Origin of the sequence: Streptosporangium sp. NPDC000563 (assembly GCF_040299985.1) — a bacterium.
Classification (GTDB): domain Bacteria; phylum Actinomycetota; class Actinomycetes; order Streptosporangiales; family Streptosporangiaceae; genus Streptosporangium.
The window spans coordinates 283793-300804 of the sequence record NZ_JBEPDA010000008.1; the positions used below are offsets into that span (position 1 = coordinate 283793).

Genomic DNA, 17012 nt, shown 5'->3' on the forward strand with positions numbered 1-17012 from the left:
CCTCGGGTGCGCTGGTGTCGAACCGTGCGGGTCGCCCGAGGGCCGCCGGGGGAAACGCGGGACGAGGGCGCTCAGTCAAGGTTGTTCAGCTTCTCGGCGACCTGGCGGGCGGCGCGAAGGGCCTGCCGGCGCATTTCGGCGTTCGGGCGCTCGCCCTTCTGTGACACGTCTACCTCGATCAGCAGGTTGCTGATCCGGAAACGAACCGTGGAGTGGACCCGGTCCAGCGCGGTCACGTCGAAGGCGAAGGCCTCCGCGCCCACCCGATCGGCCTTCCTGACGGCACCGGTCGAGCCGAAGGGGCCTTCTCCCCTGTCGGCGATGGTCCTGGTGCGTTCGGAGACGAAGAACTCGTGGGCCACCTCCGGGGCGGCCTTCGCGTTCACGGGGGCCTTGCGGGTGAGTGAGACCCGCAACCAGTGCGCTTCCGACGGCCCGCCCCAGCCGCAGGAGGACCCCTCTTCCGCCCGCGTGGTCGTCGCGGGCTTGGGGGTCGCGCTGGGCGCCACGGCCCGGCTCTGGGAGTCCGCCAGCAGCGAGCAGGCGTCGGGCGCGGTGGCGAACCGTCCGGCGCCGGTCGTGGGCGACGGGGTCGCGGGCGCCTCTGAGTCGTTCGACGTCATCAGGACCACCGCCCCGGTCGCGGCGAGCGCCACCGTGGCGAGCGCGGCCCCGGTGATCAGGGCGGTACGGCGGGGCTTGGCCGCCCGCCTTCCCGGCACGGTCTCCTGCGTGGAGAGGGGCGGGGCGGCCGGGCCGGGGGAGACCGGGGAGAGCGGCTGCGGGGGCAGTCCCTGGGAGATCTGCCGCAGGGCCGTGCGCAGTCCCGCCTCCCCTGGGCGCAGCCGGGGATCCTTGGTCAGGGCCGCCATGAGCACCGGAGTCAGATCCCCCGCCCTGCGGGGCGGTGGCACCTCCTGGGTGAGGATCGCGCCGATGGTCGCGGCCGGGGTGTCGCGACGGAAGGGACTCCGGCCCTCGACGGCCGTGTACAGGGTCGCCGCGAGGGACCACAGGTCGGTGGCCGGGCCGTCGTCGGTGCCGCGCAGCCGCTCGGGGGCCATGTAGCCGGGGGAGCCGATCAGCGCGTCCGGGGAGGTGAGCTGGACGTCCCCCTCCAGGACGGCGATGCCGAAGTCGGTCAGCAGCACCCCGCCGTCCACGGCGAGCATGATGTTCGCCGGTTTCACGTCGCGGTGCACGATGCCCCGGCTGTGCGCGAGGGCGAGCGCGTCCAGCACGGCCAGGCCGATCACGGCCGCTCGCCGGGGCGGGAGCGGCCCCTCGGCCTGGATCGCCTGTTCCAGCGAACGGCCCTTGACCAGGTCCATCACGATCCACGGGCGGCCGTCCTGCGCGACGACGTCGTGTACGGCCACGATGGACGGGTGCCCCAGCCGGGCGGCGGCACGCGCCTCGCGCAGGGTGCGTTCCCGCGCCTCGACGCGTTGCGCCTCGGGCAGGTGCGGGCCGAGCTTGACCTCCTTGATCGCGACCTCGCGGTGGAGCAGCTCGTCGCGGGCCCGCCACACGACACCCATCCCGCCCGCGCCGAGCTTCTCCACGGCCCGGTAGCGACCCGCCAGTATCGGCAGCGGGCCCGCCATCCGATCAGTCATCGGTTTTCAGGGAGTCGTTGAGCCAGCGAGCCACCCGCAGCGCGCCTTCGGCGATCTTGCCGTCGGGGTCCTCCTTGACGCCGCCCCGCTCGTACTCGACCTCGGCGATCAGGTTGCTGACCCGGAAGACCACGGTCGCCTTGTAGGAGCCGTTGTACAGGTTGATGGCGTTGTACGTGCCCGAGGTGAACGCCTCCTCGCCGACGCCCCGCAGGTCCTTGGGCGGGAGGGGCTTGGGGGTGACGAACTGGCCCTTGTCGACGAGATCCTTCTTCTTGCCCGCCAGATACTCCCTCGCCCTCATGACCTCGGAACCGTCCTGCTTCTGGGCGATCAACCGGACGCGCAGGTCGTACTTCTCGACGTTGGGCTTGCGCCAGTCGTGCTGGTTGAGCCAGTTGCAGACGGAGTGCTCGACCTCCGAGCTCTTGTATCCCGGTACGACCTGGCTCACCTGGTCGTCGTCGAGCAGGCCGCAGGCCCGGGGAGCCGTGGCGAAGCGGCCCTTTGCGCCCGACGGTTCGGCGGCGACGGTGTCGTCGGCGTTCGTGACGATCGAGGTGAGGAGGACGCCGATGGTGACCGCCATGCCGAAGAGCAGCGCGCCGGTGAGCGCGACGACGGGCCGGGGTACGAGCACCCCCGTCGTCCGCTCGGAAGGCTCCGCGGACGCGCCCGGTGGCGTGGGAACGGGAAGGGGGGCCGGCTCACGCGAGGTGGGGGCGTCCTGCGGGTTCTGGTGGGGCGGTGTGGGAGCGGAGGGGAAGGGCGCGCCTGGGTGGGGCTGTCCCTGCTGGGGTGTGCCCTGGTGGGGCTGTCCCTGCGGGGGGAGGCCGGGGGCGGTCCGCTGCTGCGGTGAGGGCTGGTTCTGCGAAGGCTGGTTCTGCCAGGCGATCGGCGTGCCCGGAGAGGAGGAGAGCGCGACCTGTGGGGGGACGGGGACGTCCTGCTGGGGAAGCTTCGCCGTGATGTCGGACATCTGCTCGGTGAGGGTCTTCCTGAAGGGCGCGGTCTCCTCTCCCGGGCGGGACGGGGCGGCCTCGTCCTCCTGCCTGCCCGCGACCCCGGGACCTCCGAGGGGCGCGGTCGCCTCGTACCTCTGCGGTCCTGTCGTGGTGGCCGCTCCCGGGGCCCCGGGAGTGCCGGGGCCCGGAGGGGGCGTCTGCCCGAAGGCCGCCGTCGCCGCGACAGCGGAGGGGGGGAAAGGGATGGAAGGGGAGGAAACGGAAGACGAAGGGGGGTCGGAGGCTCCCGGCTCCGAGGTTCCCCCGACGAAACCTCCCGAGGTCGAAGGGAGCGCGCCGGTGGGAGGCGGCGCGGCCGGAGGCCCCGGACGGTACTGGGAGACCTCGATCAGGGCGCCGCGCAGGGTGATCGGGTCGGGCCGCTGGGAGGGGTCGGCCGCGAGCAGGTGGAACAGGACGGGCGCGATCGGGCCCGCGTTGTCCAGGGAACCGCCGGGCGACGGCGGACGGCCCTCGACGGCGGTGTAGAGGGTCGCGCCGAGTGACCACAGGTCGGCGGCGGGGCTGGTCACCCCCTCGGGGGAGGTGAAGAGCGGGGACGGCAGGGACGGCGCGGATAGGATGATCTGCTCGTACGGGCCGAGCAGTACCGAACCCGGCCGTACGTCGCCGTGGAGCATGCCCTGCCGGTGCGACACCACGAGCTGGTCCAGCACGGCCACCCCGACCACCGCGGCCTGCTGCGGGGACATCGGCCCGAACCGGGCGATCACCTGTTCCAGTGAGCTCTGTTCAAGCATCGGCGCGCCCTCGGCTCCGGCGATCCCGGGCCCCGGCGCGGTGGGAGCGGCGTGCGCGCCCGCGTGCCTGCCCTGCGTTCGAGGGACCTCTGGATGGTTCATCCGCTCGCTTTCTGCTTGTTCAAGGCGTTCGCGACCCATGTCGCGGTGGTGTGAGCGCCCGCCTGGATCGCCGGGCCGTCCTTGCTGCCGTCGACCACGGTGTAACCGACGTCGAGGACGAGATTGTCCACGCGTACGACCACGTAGCTCTGCTCCAGCCTGCCTGTCTTGCGATTCTCGTAGACGTCGTAGCCGAACGCCTCGTCCCCGACGGGTTCCACCGCCATCGGCGCCGTGCTGCGCGAGGAGCGGATACCGGCCTGGATCTCCGGCCAGCTCCAGGCGTTCTCCCCGCTCGGTATGACCTCGTGGCGCCGGTTCACGAACAGCTCGTGGGCCTGCCGCGGGCTCTTGCCCCACTGGTCGGCGCCGGAGAGACGCACCTCCAGCCCCATGCCGCTGGTGGCCCACTGGCAGCCACCGTCGTTGGTCGGCTTGCCCTCGCCCGTCAGCGCGGGCAGCAGCTGCCTGGCCATGGAGCCGGGGACGAGCGCGCACACGTCCACCGGCGTGGCGAAGGCGCCGGGACTCTCGCTGAGCCTGACCCGCTTCTCGGCGGCCGTGGGGTTCGAGGTGAGCAGGAACGTCACCCCGAAGGTGACCGCGACGACCACCGCGATCCCGGCCGTCTCGACGGCGGCCCACCGCGCCGTACGGCTCAGGCGCGGCTTGGGCGGCAGTACGGGGACGACGGGGGCGGGGGACGGCGGGGGGACGGGCGGCGCGGCCGGTGTCCCGGTCGCCGTACGCCCTGCGGCCAGCTCTCCCAGCGAGCGGGCGACGGACTCGAAGGACGGCCGGGTCTCGGGAACCGGGTCGAGCATGCGCGTCAGTAGCTCGCCCAGCTCGCCCGCGCGCTCCGGCGGCCTAGGCGGTTCGGTGAGCACCCGGCCGATCGCCGCGATGGGGCTCTCCGCGGGGTGCGGCGGCACCCCCTCGACGGCGAAGTAGAGCGTGGCGCCGAGGGACCACAGGTCGGAGGCGGGGCCGCCGCGCTCGCCGCGCAGCCGTTCCGGCGCGATGTAGTTGGGCGAGCCGACCAGGTGGCCGGTCCGGCCCGAGGTGGCCTCGCCGTCGGCGACCGCGAAGCCGAAGTCGGTGAGGACGGCCTTGCCGGTCCTGGTGAGGAAGACGTTGCCGGGCTTGACGTCGTGGTGGACCACCCCGGCGGCGTGCGCGGCACCGAGCGCGCTGAGGATGCCCACGCCGATCCTCGCCACCTGGTGCGCGGGCAGCGGGCTCCGGTCGCGGACGGTCTGCTCCAGGGAGGTGCCCGACAGCAACTCCATGACGAGCCAGGGCTGATCCCGGTCGATGATCACGTCGTGGACGGTCACGATCGAGGGGTGCTTGAGCCGGGCGGCGAGGTTCGCCTCGCGGAGCGCCGAGGCGAAGATCTCCTGTCGCCTGGCGGGATCGAGGTCAGGAGGGAGTCGTACCTCCTTCACCGCCACGTCGCGGCCAAGCGTCTCGTCGGTGGCGAGCCAGACCGTGCCCGCCCCGCCCTCGGCGAGAGGGTTCAGCAGCCGGTAACGGCCCGCCAGCACTCGAGTGTCGATCCCGTTCACCCCGTTCGCTCAACCCATCGCGGACAGCAACATAGTCACTTAGTGGCACATGAACCAATGAGCAATGATTCCGCCCCATCCGCCGTCCCGTGGCTTCTGTTCTCGTAGTGTTACGAGTGTCCTCATGATGCCCCTGGGGCGGGGTGAAACGGAGAGCAGGGGGCTGCCTCCTGCGAGTTCTCCGAACGCCTGGAGGTCGTCGAGACGCTACTCCGCAACTTCCTGGGAAAGATCCTCAAGCGGAGCCGAAGCAGTCGCCGACGACGGGCGGCGAAGGGCGCAACCGGGGAGTACGGGAGTTTCGGGCCGGTCTGAACCGGGTTGAGTTGAGAGCTGAACTGAGCCGGGTCGAGAGCCGAGCCAAGCCGGGAGCTGAACCGAGCCGGATTGAGAGCCGAGCCGGAGCCGGGGGTCAGTGGGAGTCGGACCACTTCTCGTGGGCGGTCCACAGCCGCTGCCAGAGCTTGGCGCGTTCCAGCGGGGTGACGTCGGGCAGGTGCAGGCCGAAGACGTCGGCGAGGATCTGGAAGTAGTCGCGTTCGGTCCGCGCGGTCAGGGAGTGCTCGCGGTCGCCACGACGACTCAGGATCAGCCCTCGCATGACGTCGACACCGCCGGCGTCGCGCCGCTGGATCGTGGCCACGCGGACGAAACCCGAATCGGGCGAGGTGGAGAGAAAATCGTGCATCGCGGCGAACTCCCGCATCTCGGCGGGCACGCCGCAAAAGTCCATGCCGAGGAAGTCGCCGCGCGGGTCGTGGTCGAACCGCCATCCGCCGGGCTCCACCTCGGAGGGACGCAGGCCGTAGGTGAAGGGCCCCTGCCGGTACGTGCCCTCGACGAGCGGGAGCGGGTCGTGGAGCGCGTCGCCCAGGCCCTGGTCGACGAGCCACCTCCCTTGAGGATTGTCCGGGGTCGGCAGCCCGGAGACCGTGAGCACGAGGTGACCGCCGTCCACGTTCGCCGGGCCCTGGGCGCGGCCCTGCACCCCGCCGCGATGCCGGGTCACCCGGTAGCCGAGCGCCTTCAGCAACTCGGAGAAGGCTCCGTTCAGGTGGTAGCAGTAGCCGCCACGGCCCCGGACGATCCGCGCCGCCGACTCCACCGGGTCGACGGTCGTCGGACGGCCCAGCCAGATCTCCATGCACTCGTACGGCACGCGCTCGACATGTGCCCGGTGCAGCAGATGCAGTGACTCCACGCTCGGAGGTCCGTCGACCTTCACGCCGATCCTGCGGAGGTACGCGGTGACATCGATCACCCTGTCACGTTAACGCCCAGGTGAGCGCGTACCTAGCCTTGGACCTGCGCTTTTTCGGGAACAAGATGTGCGTTTCTCGGAAAAACGAGGGACATGCGGGAACGGTCGCGAACGTCGGCCGCCCTCCGGCGGATGCCGGAACGCGGGGCGGTCGATGGGTGCGGCCGGTCGCCGGGTGCGCAGAACCTTCACAATTCACCACAGGTCTTCTGCACGGCTCAGGTCTACGCTGCCGAGCATGGCAACCCCTCAGCAACGCCGTGTCCTCGTGGTCGAGGACGACGAGACGATCGCGCGGGCCGTACGCCACAGGCTGGCCGCCGAGGGCTTCGACGTGCAGGTCGTCGGGGACGGGCAGACCGCGCTCGCCGCCTACGCGAAGACGGGACCCGACGTGGTGGTGCTCGACCGGCTGCTGCCCGGCCTCGACGGGCTGGAGGTGTGCAGGAGGATGCAGGCCGCGAGGCCGGTACCGGTGCTCATGCTCACCGCGCTGGGAGAGGAGACCGACCTTCTCGTGGGGCTCGGGGTCGGGGCCGACGACTACATGGCCAAGCCGTTCAGCATGCGCGAGCTGGTCGCCCGGGTGCACGCCCTGCTGCGCCGGGTCGAGCGGGCCTCCCAGCTGGCCGTGGCCGACACGGTCATCCGCCTCGCCGACATCGAGATCGACACCGCCGAGCGCCGCGTCTACGTGCGGGGCACCGAGGCCCAGCTGACCAGGACCGAGTTCGACCTGCTCTGCCGCCTCGCCGAGCGCCCCGGCCAGGTCTTCGAGCGGGAACGGCTGCTCGCCGACATCTGGGGCTTCTCCGAGGCCGCGGCCACCCGTACGGTCGACAGCCACGTGCGGGCCCTGCGCCGCAAGCTCGGCCCCGGAGTCGTCCGCACCGTCCACGGCGTCGGCTACGCCCTCGTCAAACCGTGAACTGCCCTCCCGGTACGCCGATCGCCGTTCACGGTCCGACAGGGGCGCCCGGCCGCGACCGCGTTTCTCCTTGGTGCCACGGACCCACGCTCGACGGTGCCACGGACCCACGTTCGTGTACGGCCGCTAACGCTGGTTTCCGCGCGCCTCAGAAACGGCGCTCACGCTCGGAGGAGAACCGATCGCCCTCCCCGTCACTCAGACACTCATGTGCCCTTCCACTCCAACACCGGGACGCGCCGACCATTGAGACCTCTCGACTTCCTGGGCCGGATCAAGGTAAAGCTCGGAATGGTGATCCTGCTGGCCGTGGTGACGGCGTTCGTCGTCAACGAGGTCGGCATCAACGCCGGCTACTCGCGCGACGTGCGCGTCGCGGTGGCCGTGGTGTTCGCGCTGATCATGGTGCAGCTGCTCGGGCGGGGGATGACCAAGCCGCTGCGCGAGATGGCCGCCGCCGCGCAGACCATCGCGAAGGGCCGGTACGGCCTGCGGGTCACCGCGTCCTCCCGTGACGAGGTCGGCGAGCTCGCCCGCGCCTTCAACGCGATGGCCGCCGACCTGGGGGAGGTGGACCGGCAGCGGCGTGAGCTGGTGGCCAACGTCAGCCACGAGCTCCGTACGCCGATCACCGCGCTCCGTGCGGTGCTGGAGAACGTGGTCGACGGGGTCTCGGAGCCCGACCCCGTCACCCTCGGCACCGCACTCGCCCAGACCGAGCGGCTGGGCCGCCTGGTCGCGCAACTGCTCGACCTGTCCCGCCTGGAATCCGGGGCACGGCTCATTGAACGCGAGGACGTCGAGCTGCGTCCGCTGTGCGAGCAGGCCCTGCGGGAGGCCGTACTCGCGAGGGAGGGGGTGGTGGCGCGCTGCGAGGTCCCCGGGGGCCTGAGTCTGCGCGCCGATCCCGACCTGCTCGCGCAGGTCCTCGCCAACCTGCTGGACAACGCGGTGCGCCACAGCCCCGCAGGCGGGGCGGTGGTGCTGGCGGCCACGGCCAGGGGAGAGGGAGTCCGGCTGAGAGTGAGCGACCAGGGGCCGGGGATCGCGGTCGAGGACCGGGCACGGGCGTTCGAGCGCTTCTCCCGCCTGGACGCGGGCCGGGCCGCCGACGACGGCGGCGCCGGGTTGGGCCTCGCCATCACCAAGGAGATCGTCGAACTCCACGGCGGCTCCATCCACGTCGACGACGGTGTCGGCTGCCACATCGTGGCCGACCTTCCGGAAAGGATCGAGATGAACCCCCCGTCCCTCCCCGGCAAGGCCCCCCTCCCCTCGGGGGAGGACGCCGCCGCCCGGGGCGAGGAGCCTTCGAGCGAGGCTCCCGCGGAACCCGCAGAGCCTGCGGAACCTGCGGTTCTCGCGGCCTCCGCGCCGTCGGTCCCGCTCGTGGCCGGTACGGCGCCGGTCCCGTCCGATACCTCCGCGCCGTCGCTTCCGTCCACGGTCGGTACGCCGTCGGTCCCGGTCGCGGCCTCCACGTCGTCCGTCCCGCTCGTGGCGGGGCCGTCGTCCGGACGTCGCGAGACCGTCGAGGTCACCATGGTCACCGGGGCCGCCGGGACTGTCGTGTCCGACGAACCGGTGGAAGCCGGTCGGGTGTCCGGGGCCGATCAGGGTTCCGTGGCCGTCGAATCCAGGGAGTCGGTCGAACCGGCGGAGAGCGGGCGCGCGCCCGAGGTCCGTGAGACGGTCGCGGCCGGACAGGTGCCCGCTTCTCCTGGGGCGGGACCGGGGCTGGGACCGGGGTCAGGAGCGGGGCCGGCGCCTGCCGCCCTCGACCCCGGAGCCGCCGCCCTGCCTCCTCCCGTACGACCCTCTCCGCAGCCGTACCCTCCACGACCAGTGCTCGCCAGAGACGGGAGCGCACGTCAGCAGCCGGTCGTGATGCGGAACTGGCCGGGAGCGTTCTCCGGGGTCTTCCTCGGCGGTATCGCGGGGCTGGTGTGCGGTGTGCTCGTGGGCATCGCCCTCGCGACCGTTGACGCCCTGCTGGCCGCTTTCGCTGGATCCGTCCTCTTCGCCATCGGCGCGTTCGTCGGCACGGTCATCGGCGCCACGACGCCGACCAGTGATTTCCTGGCCTCCGTCGAGCCGCTCCCGCACCGACCTCCGGGACGGGAACCCACCGCGCGACGCGCAGCGGGTCCGGGAGCTCCCCGGCGGGAAGGCGAGGCGCGGCCGACGGGAGTCGGGGAGGGGGCGACGGGCTCACCAACGGGGTCACCGATGGGCCCGTCGGCGGTCTCCCGGCCGGGTGGGGGGAGCGGTCCCGGGGCGCCCGGAGGCCACAACGGTCCCGGGGGTCCGGGAGGGTACAAGGCGCCGCCGGTCTTCCCTCGCCCCGAACTGCCGGACACGCCCCGGTGGGTGCTGCCGGTGTCGGCCGCCGTCGGGCTGCTCGCCGCGGTCGCGGTGCCGTACAGCAAGGCCGGGCTGGGACTCGTGCTGGTGTCCGCGGCGATGGGGGCGGCGGCGATCCCAGCGGTGCGCAGGAGGATCACCCCGTGGTCGGCGGGGCTGGGGGCGATCGCCTACGGGCTGGTCGCGACGGTGATGTTCAGGGACGCGGACTGGCTGGTCGGCATCCTGCTGATAGCCGGGTTCCTGACGGCCGCGCTCGCTCTGTCGGGGGCCGGGCGCGGCTGGCTCGGGGTGTTCAGGGGCGGTGCGTCGGTGGTCCTGGACCTGCTGCCGGTGCCATGGTTCCTCGGGGCAGGGCTGAAGGGCCTCATGTCCCGTCGCCGGGTGATGCCCCTGCTGCTGGGGGGCGGGCTGACCGTCGTGCTGCTCGCGGTGTTCGGCGCGCTGTTCGCGTCGGCTGACGCGGTCTTCGCCGAGGCCGTCGAGCGGGTGTTCAGCGCGCAGGAGTGGGCGGAGTCGCTGCCGTTGCGGATCGTCCTCTTCGTCGTCTTCGCGTGCGTGGTCGCCTCCGCCGTGCTGGTCGGGCTGCGACCCGTGGCCGAGCCGAAGGCCCCCGACCTGAAGGTCACGGTCGGTCGCGGTCTCTGGGTGACCCCGCTGACGGCGCTGAACCTGCTGTTCGCGACGTTCGTGGGGATGCAGCTCACCGTGCTGTTCGGCTCCACCCGGTGGGTGGTCTCCGCCACCGGGCTGACCTACGCGGAGTACGCGCGTTCGGGGTTCTTCCAGCTCGTCGTCGTCAGCGTGTTCGTACTCGCCATCGTCGCGGTCGCCTCGGGGACGCTGGATCTCAAGGGCTCCGACCGCTGGCTGATGGCCGGACTGCTCGGCGTGCTCTGCGTGCTCACCCTGGTGATCCTGTTCTCCGCGCTGCACCGCCTGGACCTGTACGCGGACGCCTACGGGCTCTCCCGGCTGCGGGCCTCGGTGTCGGCGACGGTGCTGTGGCTGGGCGGGGTCTTCGCGCTGGTCCTCGCCGCGGGCGCGGCCCGGCTCACCGGGCGCGGGCACGCGCGCTGGCTGCCCAGGACCCTGGTGCTGATGACGAGCGTCTCGCTGCTGGCGTTCGCGGTGTGGAACCCCGACCTGCGGGTCGCGGAGACCCAGATCGCCGTACGGGGCGTGGACCGGATCGACCTCGAATACCTGGGCGACCTCGGCGCGGAGGCCGTGCCCGCCCTGGACCGGCTGCCCGAACCGTCCCGCAGCTGCGTCCTGCGGGACGTGGTCGCGGCCAACGACCTCGCCGGACCCGATTCGTGGAACGGCTGGAACCTGGCCCGCCGCGAGGCGAGGGAACTGCTGGCTCAGCGGCCGGTGCTCAGCACGGTTTCCTGCCCGCAGACGCTCTCCCGCCTGGAGATCCCCGACCAGGACTGAACGACGGCCGCGCTCACTTCGTCTCCGCGCCTTCCGGGTCGCCGGCGAGCGTGCGCGCGGCCGCCGCGTCGTCCTCGTTCCAGCCCCAGTGGCCGTCGCGTTCCCCGGTCTGCTCGTCGATCCACCGGTTGTGGGCCTCCCACGCCGCCTGCTTGCTGGTCCCCAGCGCGGCACCGATCTGCGACCACGAGGCGCCTGCCCGGCGGGCGGAGCGTACGGAGAGCTGACGTCCGTAGCCCGCCTTCCGCGCGATCACCTCGCCCAGTGCGAGGAGCTCCAGTGCCTCACCCCTGGTCAGGGGCTCGGCGCCGGGGTCGAGCGGCGCGAGCTCGGCGTCGTCCTCGTCGGCCGGTGCGGTCAGGGCCTCACGGGTGCGTAGTACGTCGTAGCGCGCGGTCGCGGCCAATAGCGTGAACTGACGTTCAAGATCCTCTGGAGTCGCCATGGGTCGAGTATTTCGTCATGCTGCCTTGACGTCAAGGAGGCTTGACGTCAAGGCAGCATGACGTTGGTTGGCGGCTCTCTTGGTAGTCATGCGAGAGGGCCGTCGTGCCCGTTCATCAGAAGTGGCCGATGCTGACTGAACTGGAGGTGAGTGCCCAGCGGTGGAGCGTGGTTCTCTCGGCCTCGCGCATCTGGGCCCTCAGCCCTTCGGCGGTCCGGTCGCAGATGATCAGCGGCTCGGGGACGGGCCAGGTGGCGATGGCGTGGAAGAGACGACTGCTGGTGCCGTACAGCACGGCCCAGCCCGGCTGGGTGATCTCCAGCATCGCGGCCTCGGCACGGGCTTCGTGGTCCCAGGTGTAGCGCGGGACCGAAATGACGGCCTGGCCGTCGCGGTGGCGGCCTCGGGCGGCGGACAGACAGCGGCGGATCATGAGATCACCTGTCCGGCCTGCGCCTCCCGTGCGATGGTTTCCTGCCGGTCGGTCTCGGCCCGCAAGGCCTCCAGGTTGTCGGCGTCGACGGTCCGCTCGGCACCGGCGTGGAAGGCGACCGAAGGGAAGGGCTCCTCCCGGCTGGCCCACAGCCGCCCGGCATCACTGAGAATCAACCGCCAGCCGGGGATGGTGGGCTCGGGGTCGGTGGATTTACCATCGTTCATCGATTGGACCTCCATCCAATCAAGGGCTCGTCCGGACGTTTCCAGCGGTGGACGGGCCCGTTTTATGTGGTGGACAGGGCATGGAAGGGTGCGCCGTACGGGCAAGGCGGTCGGTACGGCGGCAGGGCGAGTGCTGCGCGATTCAGTACCCGGTGGTCTTTCGCTGTCTGCGGGAGAACCGTACCTCTGGTGTACTACCCCCGTCTAGCCTCTGGGGTAGCTATCAGGTGTTTAGGGGGGTCGCATAGGCTCGCTGAATGATCGACAGAGAGGGGCCGGTGCCGCCTTATCGGCAGATTGCCGGGATTTTGCGCCAGCGCATCGCCTCGGGACAGATCCCGCCAGGCCGCCGGATCCCGAGCCTCGTCGAGTTGGAAGCGGAGTTCGCGGTCGCTCGCGACACTTTGCGCAAGGCGGTCCAGGTCCTCAAGGACGAAGGGCTCGTAGAGACCGTGCGTGGAATGGGTGTATACGTCAAGTCCCCATCCAGCGCGGAATAAGCCCTCGGTCACACCGGACACCGCATACAGGGGAAGTGAAATCTTTACGGACCGCTGGCGCTGAACTCACCGCAAGGAACTTCATGGCGGCCATGGAGCGAGATCTTGAAGTCGCCGTAGGAGAGACCAGGGAGATCTTTTGACTGGGGACGCCTATGCACTCCTGCCGATCGCCGAGCAGGCGGTCACTATCGCCAGTGAGATCGTGAAGACCCGTCTCCCCGGAGCCGTCACCGCCAAGGGCGACCGTGACATGGCCACCGAGGTGGACTACGCCGTGGAGCATGCGGTTCGTGACTTCCTGAGCCGTGAGACACCCGAGATCGGGTTCCTCGGTGAAGAGGAAGGGGCCATGGCCGGTGCCGGAAACGGCCTGGTATGGGTGCTCGACCCGGTCGACGGAACCGCCAACTTCCTGCGGGGCGTCCCGCTATGCGGTGTCTCACTTGGCCTGGTCAAGGAAGATGTTCCGACTCTCGGCGTGATCGATCTGCCGTTCCTCGACTCCCGCTACAGCGCGGCCGAGGGGCATGGAGCTCGAGCCAACGGACATGAGATCCGCGCGAGCGAGACAGATGACCTGCACACCGCCGTGGTCGCTATCGGCGACTACGCGGTCGGCACCGACGCGGAGACGGAGAACCGGCCTCGCCTGGAGATCACCCGCAGGCTCGCCGCCCGAGTGCAGCGCGTCCGGATGTTCGGTTCAGCCGCGATCGACCTCGCCTGGGTGGCAGAAGGCAAGGTCGATGCCAACATCATGCTCAGCAACAAACCCTGGGACACCGCAGCGGGAGTGATCATCGCCCGTGAAGCCGGAGCCGTCGTCGTTGATCTGGACGGCAGTCCGCACACCATGAACGCCGAAGCCACCATCGCGGCAGGTCCCAAAGTTCTCGCCGACCTCATTGAACTCATCGCCAAGGTACGCGAAACGAGGCTCCCCCCTGCGGAGCGTTCCTGATGTCGTGCACCGGGAATCCGGGCCTACGGACTACTTGCCGGCTTCGATCTTCTTCTTTCGTGGACGACGCAGTGGCCGCAGAATGAGTGACTGATCGCGATCGTCCGTCGCCGTGTCGAGCCTGATGCCACTGCGCTCCAGCAGTTCCACGATGTTCAGAACGGAGTCCTGGAGCCGTCGTGTCTCCTCGCCGGACAGCACCGCCGCAGGTGGAGCGGTAGGTGCCATCGCTGCGGCTTCCAGCGCCACCTCGCGCAACCAGGCGCTCAGTTTCATTCCCGCCGCAGCGGCGGCCTCAGTCAGCAGGCCGAGGTCTTCAGGGCTGACCCGTACTGATACGACTCGGTCGAGAACGGCAGGTGTGGATTCTTCGGCGACCTGCTCACGATTGTCGTAGAACCACTGGGCACGCTCAGCCTCGTCCATCGCGGCGATGTCCTGCGCGGTCGGTTCGTTCTCAGTCATGCTCAGCCTTTCCTTGGTGTGTCGTATGCGGTAACCGGTCGTGCGATTTCCAGTTCGTACACACCCCAGTCACGCTTCCTGGTGACGGGGTAGAGGACGATCACGGTGACACGTCGCCCCGCGTCGGTAACCCCCTCCAGGAGGTAGTAATCAGGGACAGGCTTCCCGCCCCTCCGTGATTGGCGCACGTCAGGCAGGTTGCGGACGACCTGTTCGATCTCCTCTCGCGAGATCCCGTGCCGCTGTGCATGGTCGATGTTCGACTCGTCCCAATCCAACGGCAGTTCGATGATCGGGAGCGGCTTGCTCATTCACGACCTTCCCTGTCATACAGATTACCCTGTTGTTGTCATACGAATCGGCCTTGGAGGTAGAGCATTCGACCGGTCCATCGCGGGTCAACGTTGCACGCTGTGGACATGCTTCGTCACCCAGATCACAGAAATCACCCCCCTCAGGTGCCGAAGCCGTCTTCCGAGGTGTTGTTTTCGGATGTTTGAGGACTTTTGCGTGGGCGACGAGGGCAGGTTGGTGGAGCGTGTCCACCCGTGTCACGCACTACATGGACGTCTCTTCACGCCTGTGCGGTACGGCGGCCCAAGCTGGAGAAGATGGGGCCGCCGTGCCCGTCTATCAGAAGTGACCGATGCTGACCGAGCTGGAGGTGAGGGCCCAGCGGTGCAGGACGGTCGTCTCGGCCTCGCGCATCTGGGCCCTCAGCCCTTCGGCGGTCCGGTCGCAGATGATCAGCGGCTCGGGGGTGGGCCAGGTGGCGATGGCGTGGAACAGACGGCTGCCGGTGCCGTAGAGCACCGACCAGCCTGGGCGGGTGGCCTGCAGCATCGCGGCCTGGGCGCGGGCTTCGTGGTCCCAGGTGTAGTGCGGGACCGAAATGACGGCCTGGCCGTCGCGATGGCGGCCTCGGGCGGCGGACAGGCAGCGGCGGATCATGAGATCACCTGCCCGGCCTGTGCCTCCCGTGCGATGGCCTCCTGCCGTTCGGTCTCGGCCCGCAGGGCTTCCAGATTGTCGGCATCGACGGTCCGCTCGGCGCCGGCGTGGAAGGCGACCGAGGGGAAGGGCTCCTCCCGGCTGGCCCACAGTCGCCCGGCATCACTGAGAATCAACCGCCAGCCGGGGATGGTGGATACAGGGTGGGTGGATTTGGCATCGTTCACTGATTGGACCTCCATCCGATAACGGGCTTGTCCGATCGTTCGCAGTGATGGACGAGCCCATTTCATGAGGTGGGCAAAGACGCGGAGGGGAATGCCGTACGGGCTGGATGGCCAGTACGAAGGCGGGGTGATTGCTGAGCACCTTCGGGGCCCGCCTGTTTGAATTCTCTGTCCATCACACGCGGTAAACCTGTGCATCGGTAGGTGGTGCTGGGGGAAAATAAAGGGATCGGCGTTTCCCTTCGGCCCTAGGTGCGTGATGAAAAAGCTTCCAGTATGGGCTGTTCGACTCCGCGAAGAGCGGTGTGCCCGGCTTTGGTCGCAAAAGGAGATGGCCAAGCGCCTGGCCGAAGCGGCTGACGAGTGGACCCGCGAGCGCCTTCCGGCCAGGGAGTCGCTGGTGCGATCGATCAAGGGGTGGGAAGCGGGGAAACACCGGCCCAGGGAGCCTTATCTCACGCTGTACTGCCGGGTGTTTGGTTTCAGGGAAACCGAATTGTTCGAGGAGAGCGTCCCTATTCGTCCAGACACATCGGCATCATTGGGAATCGAGGCGCTTGATCCATTTGTCGTAGACGGCCGACCGGCCGACGCGGACTATGTGATGACACTCCGGACCACCGGGCAGGCGCTTGTCGCACTGGACACCGCGTACGGGGGAAACGAGATCTTCCCCCTCGCAGTGCGGGTCTTCCGGACCGCCGGTGCCAAACTCGCCGCGGGAAACTTCACCGCGACCGTCGAGCGAGACCTCGAAGCCGCCGCCGGAGAGGCCGGGGAGATCGCCGCATGGCAGGCCCATGACGCCGATCGACAGGATGTCTCACGTCAGATCATCCACGAGGCGATGATGCTCTCCCGTCTCGCGGGAGATCGCAGTATGGAACTGCTGGAGCTGGCTCACCTCTCGATGCTGTCCCAGTTTCAGCGCCGCCCGCACGAGACGTTGCGGATCGCCGACGACGTGCTCGCCGGCGGTGACCTCCCTTCTCGTGTCCAAGCGATATTCCAGGTACGGCGAGGTCGGGCGCTCGCCGCACTGGGTGACGGGACGCGGGGGTTCGAAGCGCTCCATCGGGCACGGTCCGCGCTCACCGAGAGCATCGGCACTCGCGATCCGTACTGGTCGTGGTGGATGCACGAGGCCGAGTTGGCCGGGCATCGGGGGATGGCCTACGCGGAGCTGGGCGAGTGGGGCAAGGCCGTCACCCCGCTCACGGAGGCTTACGAGCATCACCTGACGCGGGGACGTTCTCGCTATAACTGCGGAGCCCAACTGCTCAACGGCCTCGTACACGCACAAGCGTGGCAGGAGGCCGAGCCGGTCATCGTGGAGGTGATGGCACAGGCGAGCGAGATCGCCTCGGCACGTACGGTCAACCTGCTGCTCCGTGTCGCCGACCGCATCGAGCTCGCCGGAACGGGGCCGACGTCAACGCTGACGGACTCGGCCCAGGACCTGCGCCGCGTGCTGACCTGCGCGTGAGGCTCACGAGTGGCGGCCCGCGTGGCACCCCTGCTGTTCCAGCTCGAAGAGGCTGCTGTGCCTGCTATGGGATATTTGCCCCCAAGTGCCCTATTAGCAGTAAATTCACACCTAAGGTGACCGCAGGTCTGATTCGGTGAATTTGGGTGGGGAAATATTCCTTAATGGGGAGCTAAGGGCCTGCCGGGAAACAAACCGTCGCTTCCTGCTCCGAGGCTCGTTATTGCGGTATGGGGAGACCGGAGGGGATCGAGGCGGCCCTGGCCG

General features: G+C 69.6%; 16 protein-coding genes. 5 read left to right on the forward strand and 11 right to left on the reverse strand.

Features of this window, described 5'->3' with window-relative positions; translation table 11 throughout:
* Positions 1-71: 71 nt before the first annotated feature.
* The 4 genes from ABT352_RS21265 to ABT352_RS21280 all read right to left on the reverse strand — a co-directional run bounded on the left by ABT352_RS21265 (position 72) and on the right by ABT352_RS21280 (position 6315).
* The gene (locus tag ABT352_RS21265) at positions 72-1619 is read right to left on the reverse strand and encodes a serine/threonine-protein kinase (RefSeq protein WP_350946592.1); all 1548 of its coding nucleotides are present in this window, start codon (positions 1617-1619) and stop codon (positions 72-74) included.
* Positions 1612-3486 (reverse strand): protein kinase family protein, encoded by a 1875-nt coding sequence (locus ABT352_RS21270; RefSeq protein ID WP_350946593.1) that lies wholly within the window; start codon positions 3484-3486, stop codon positions 1612-1614. The genes ABT352_RS21265 and ABT352_RS21270 overlap by 8 nt, the downstream gene beginning before the upstream one ends.
* Positions 3483-5054 carry a serine/threonine-protein kinase gene (locus ABT352_RS21275; RefSeq protein WP_350946594.1) on the reverse strand — a complete coding sequence of 524 codons (1572 nt, stop codon included), beginning with the start codon at positions 5052-5054 and terminating at the stop codon, positions 3483-3485. Before ABT352_RS21275 ends, ABT352_RS21270 begins: the two co-directional genes overlap by 4 nt.
* A gap of 412 nt (positions 5055-5466) precedes the next feature.
* Positions 5467-6315 carry an arylamine N-acetyltransferase family protein gene (locus ABT352_RS21280; protein ID WP_350946595.1) on the reverse strand — a complete coding sequence of 283 codons (849 nt, stop codon included), beginning with the start codon at positions 6313-6315 and terminating at the stop codon, positions 5467-5469.
* A 238-nt stretch (positions 6316-6553) separates the two neighbouring features.
* Between ABT352_RS21280 and ABT352_RS21285 the strand changes: the two genes are divergently transcribed.
* Complete coding sequence (locus ABT352_RS21285; RefSeq protein ID WP_350946596.1) at positions 6554-7243, forward strand: response regulator transcription factor; 690 nt, start codon at positions 6554-6556, stop codon at positions 7241-7243.
* Between the two features lie 246 nt (positions 7244-7489).
* The gene (locus tag ABT352_RS21290; protein ID WP_350946597.1) at positions 7490-11047 is read left to right on the forward strand and encodes a DUF4153 domain-containing protein; all 3558 of its coding nucleotides are present in this window, start codon (positions 7490-7492) and stop codon (positions 11045-11047) included.
* 13 nt (positions 11048-11060) lie between these two features.
* On the opposite strand, the gene ABT352_RS21295 is transcribed toward ABT352_RS21290, so the two are convergent.
* The 3 genes from ABT352_RS21295 to ABT352_RS21305 form a co-directional block, all read right to left on the reverse strand.
* Positions 11061-11492: a hypothetical protein gene (locus ABT352_RS21295; protein WP_350946598.1), complete on the reverse strand. Its 432-nt coding sequence runs from the start codon at positions 11490-11492 to the stop codon at positions 11061-11063.
* A 115-nt stretch (positions 11493-11607) separates the two neighbouring features.
* Complete coding sequence (locus ABT352_RS21300) at positions 11608-11925, reverse strand: hypothetical protein (protein WP_350946599.1); 318 nt, start codon at positions 11923-11925, stop codon at positions 11608-11610.
* Positions 11922-12152, reverse strand: a complete 231-nt coding sequence (locus tag ABT352_RS21305) for a hypothetical protein (RefSeq protein WP_350946600.1) — start codon at positions 12150-12152, stop codon at positions 11922-11924. Before ABT352_RS21305 ends, ABT352_RS21300 begins: the two co-directional genes overlap by 4 nt.
* 257 nt (positions 12153-12409) lie before the next feature.
* Here ABT352_RS21305 and ABT352_RS21310 point away from each other — a divergent pair, with 257 nt between their 5' ends.
* Both ABT352_RS21310 and ABT352_RS21315 read left to right on the forward strand, forming a co-directional pair.
* Positions 12410-12652, forward strand: coding sequence for a GntR family transcriptional regulator (locus ABT352_RS21310; protein WP_350946601.1), 243 nt, complete (start codon positions 12410-12412; stop codon positions 12650-12652).
* Positions 12653-12791: 139 nt separating this feature from the next.
* Complete coding sequence (locus ABT352_RS21315; RefSeq protein WP_350946602.1) at positions 12792-13616, forward strand: inositol monophosphatase family protein; 825 nt, start codon at positions 12792-12794, stop codon at positions 13614-13616.
* A gap of 30 nt (positions 13617-13646) precedes the next feature.
* Here the strand turns inward: ABT352_RS21315 and ABT352_RS21320 are convergent, their stop codons facing one another.
* The 4 genes from ABT352_RS21320 to ABT352_RS21335 form a co-directional block, all read right to left on the reverse strand.
* Entirely contained in the window at positions 13647-14081 is a 435-nt protein-coding gene (locus ABT352_RS21320) for a plasmid mobilization protein (RefSeq protein ID WP_350946603.1), read from the reverse strand.
* A 2-nt stretch (positions 14082-14083) separates the two neighbouring features.
* Positions 14084-14392: a hypothetical protein gene (locus ABT352_RS21325; protein WP_350946604.1), complete on the reverse strand. Its 309-nt coding sequence runs from the start codon at positions 14390-14392 to the stop codon at positions 14084-14086.
* 322 nt (positions 14393-14714) lie between these two features.
* On the reverse strand, positions 14715-15032 hold the full coding sequence (locus ABT352_RS21330; protein ID WP_350946605.1) for a hypothetical protein: 318 nt from the start codon (positions 15030-15032) through the stop codon (positions 14715-14717).
* Entirely contained in the window at positions 15029-15259 is a 231-nt protein-coding gene (locus ABT352_RS21335; protein WP_350946606.1) for a hypothetical protein, read from the reverse strand. The genes ABT352_RS21330 and ABT352_RS21335 overlap by 4 nt, the downstream gene beginning before the upstream one ends.
* A gap of 331 nt (positions 15260-15590) precedes the next feature.
* On the opposite strand from ABT352_RS21335, the gene ABT352_RS21340 reads away from it, so the two are divergent.
* Positions 15591-16745 carry an NsdA family TPR-like regulatory protein gene (locus tag ABT352_RS21340; protein WP_502992886.1) on the forward strand — a complete coding sequence of 385 codons (1155 nt, stop codon included), beginning with the start codon at positions 15591-15593 and terminating at the stop codon, positions 16743-16745.
* Positions 16746-17012: the final 267 nt, after the last annotated feature.

Bases quoted from the DNA above. Each gene is read 5' to 3' on its own strand.
- ABT352_RS21265 (WP_350946592.1), bottom strand. From the start codon at position 1,619: ATGACTGATCGGATGGCGGGCCCGCTGCCGATACTGGCGGGTCGCTAC.
- ABT352_RS21270 (WP_350946593.1), bottom strand. From the start codon at position 3,486: ATGAACCATCCAGAGGTCCCTCGAACGCAGGGCAGGCACGCGGGCGCG.
- ABT352_RS21285 (WP_350946596.1), top strand. From the start codon at position 6,554: ATGGCAACCCCTCAGCAACGCCGTGTCCTCGTGGTCGAGGACGACGAG.
- ABT352_RS21295 (WP_350946598.1), bottom strand. From the start codon at position 11,492: ATGGCGACTCCAGAGGATCTTGAACGTCAGTTCACGCTATTGGCCGCG.
- ABT352_RS21300 (WP_350946599.1), bottom strand. From the start codon at position 11,925: ATGATCCGCCGCTGTCTGTCCGCCGCCCGAGGCCGCCACCGCGACGGC.
- ABT352_RS21305 (WP_350946600.1), bottom strand. From the start codon at position 12,152: ATGAACGATGGTAAATCCACCGACCCCGAGCCCACCATCCCCGGCTGG.
- ABT352_RS21310 (WP_350946601.1), top strand. From the start codon at position 12,410: ATGATCGACAGAGAGGGGCCGGTGCCGCCTTATCGGCAGATTGCCGGG.
- ABT352_RS21320 (WP_350946603.1), bottom strand. From the start codon at position 14,081: ATGACTGAGAACGAACCGACCGCGCAGGACATCGCCGCGATGGACGAG.
- ABT352_RS21325 (WP_350946604.1), bottom strand. From the start codon at position 14,392: ATGAGCAAGCCGCTCCCGATCATCGAACTGCCGTTGGATTGGGACGAG.
- ABT352_RS21330 (WP_350946605.1), bottom strand. From the start codon at position 15,032: ATGATCCGCCGCTGCCTGTCCGCCGCCCGAGGCCGCCATCGCGACGGC.
- ABT352_RS21340 (WP_502992886.1), top strand. From the start codon at position 15,591: ATGGCCAAGCGCCTGGCCGAAGCGGCTGACGAGTGGACCCGCGAGCGC.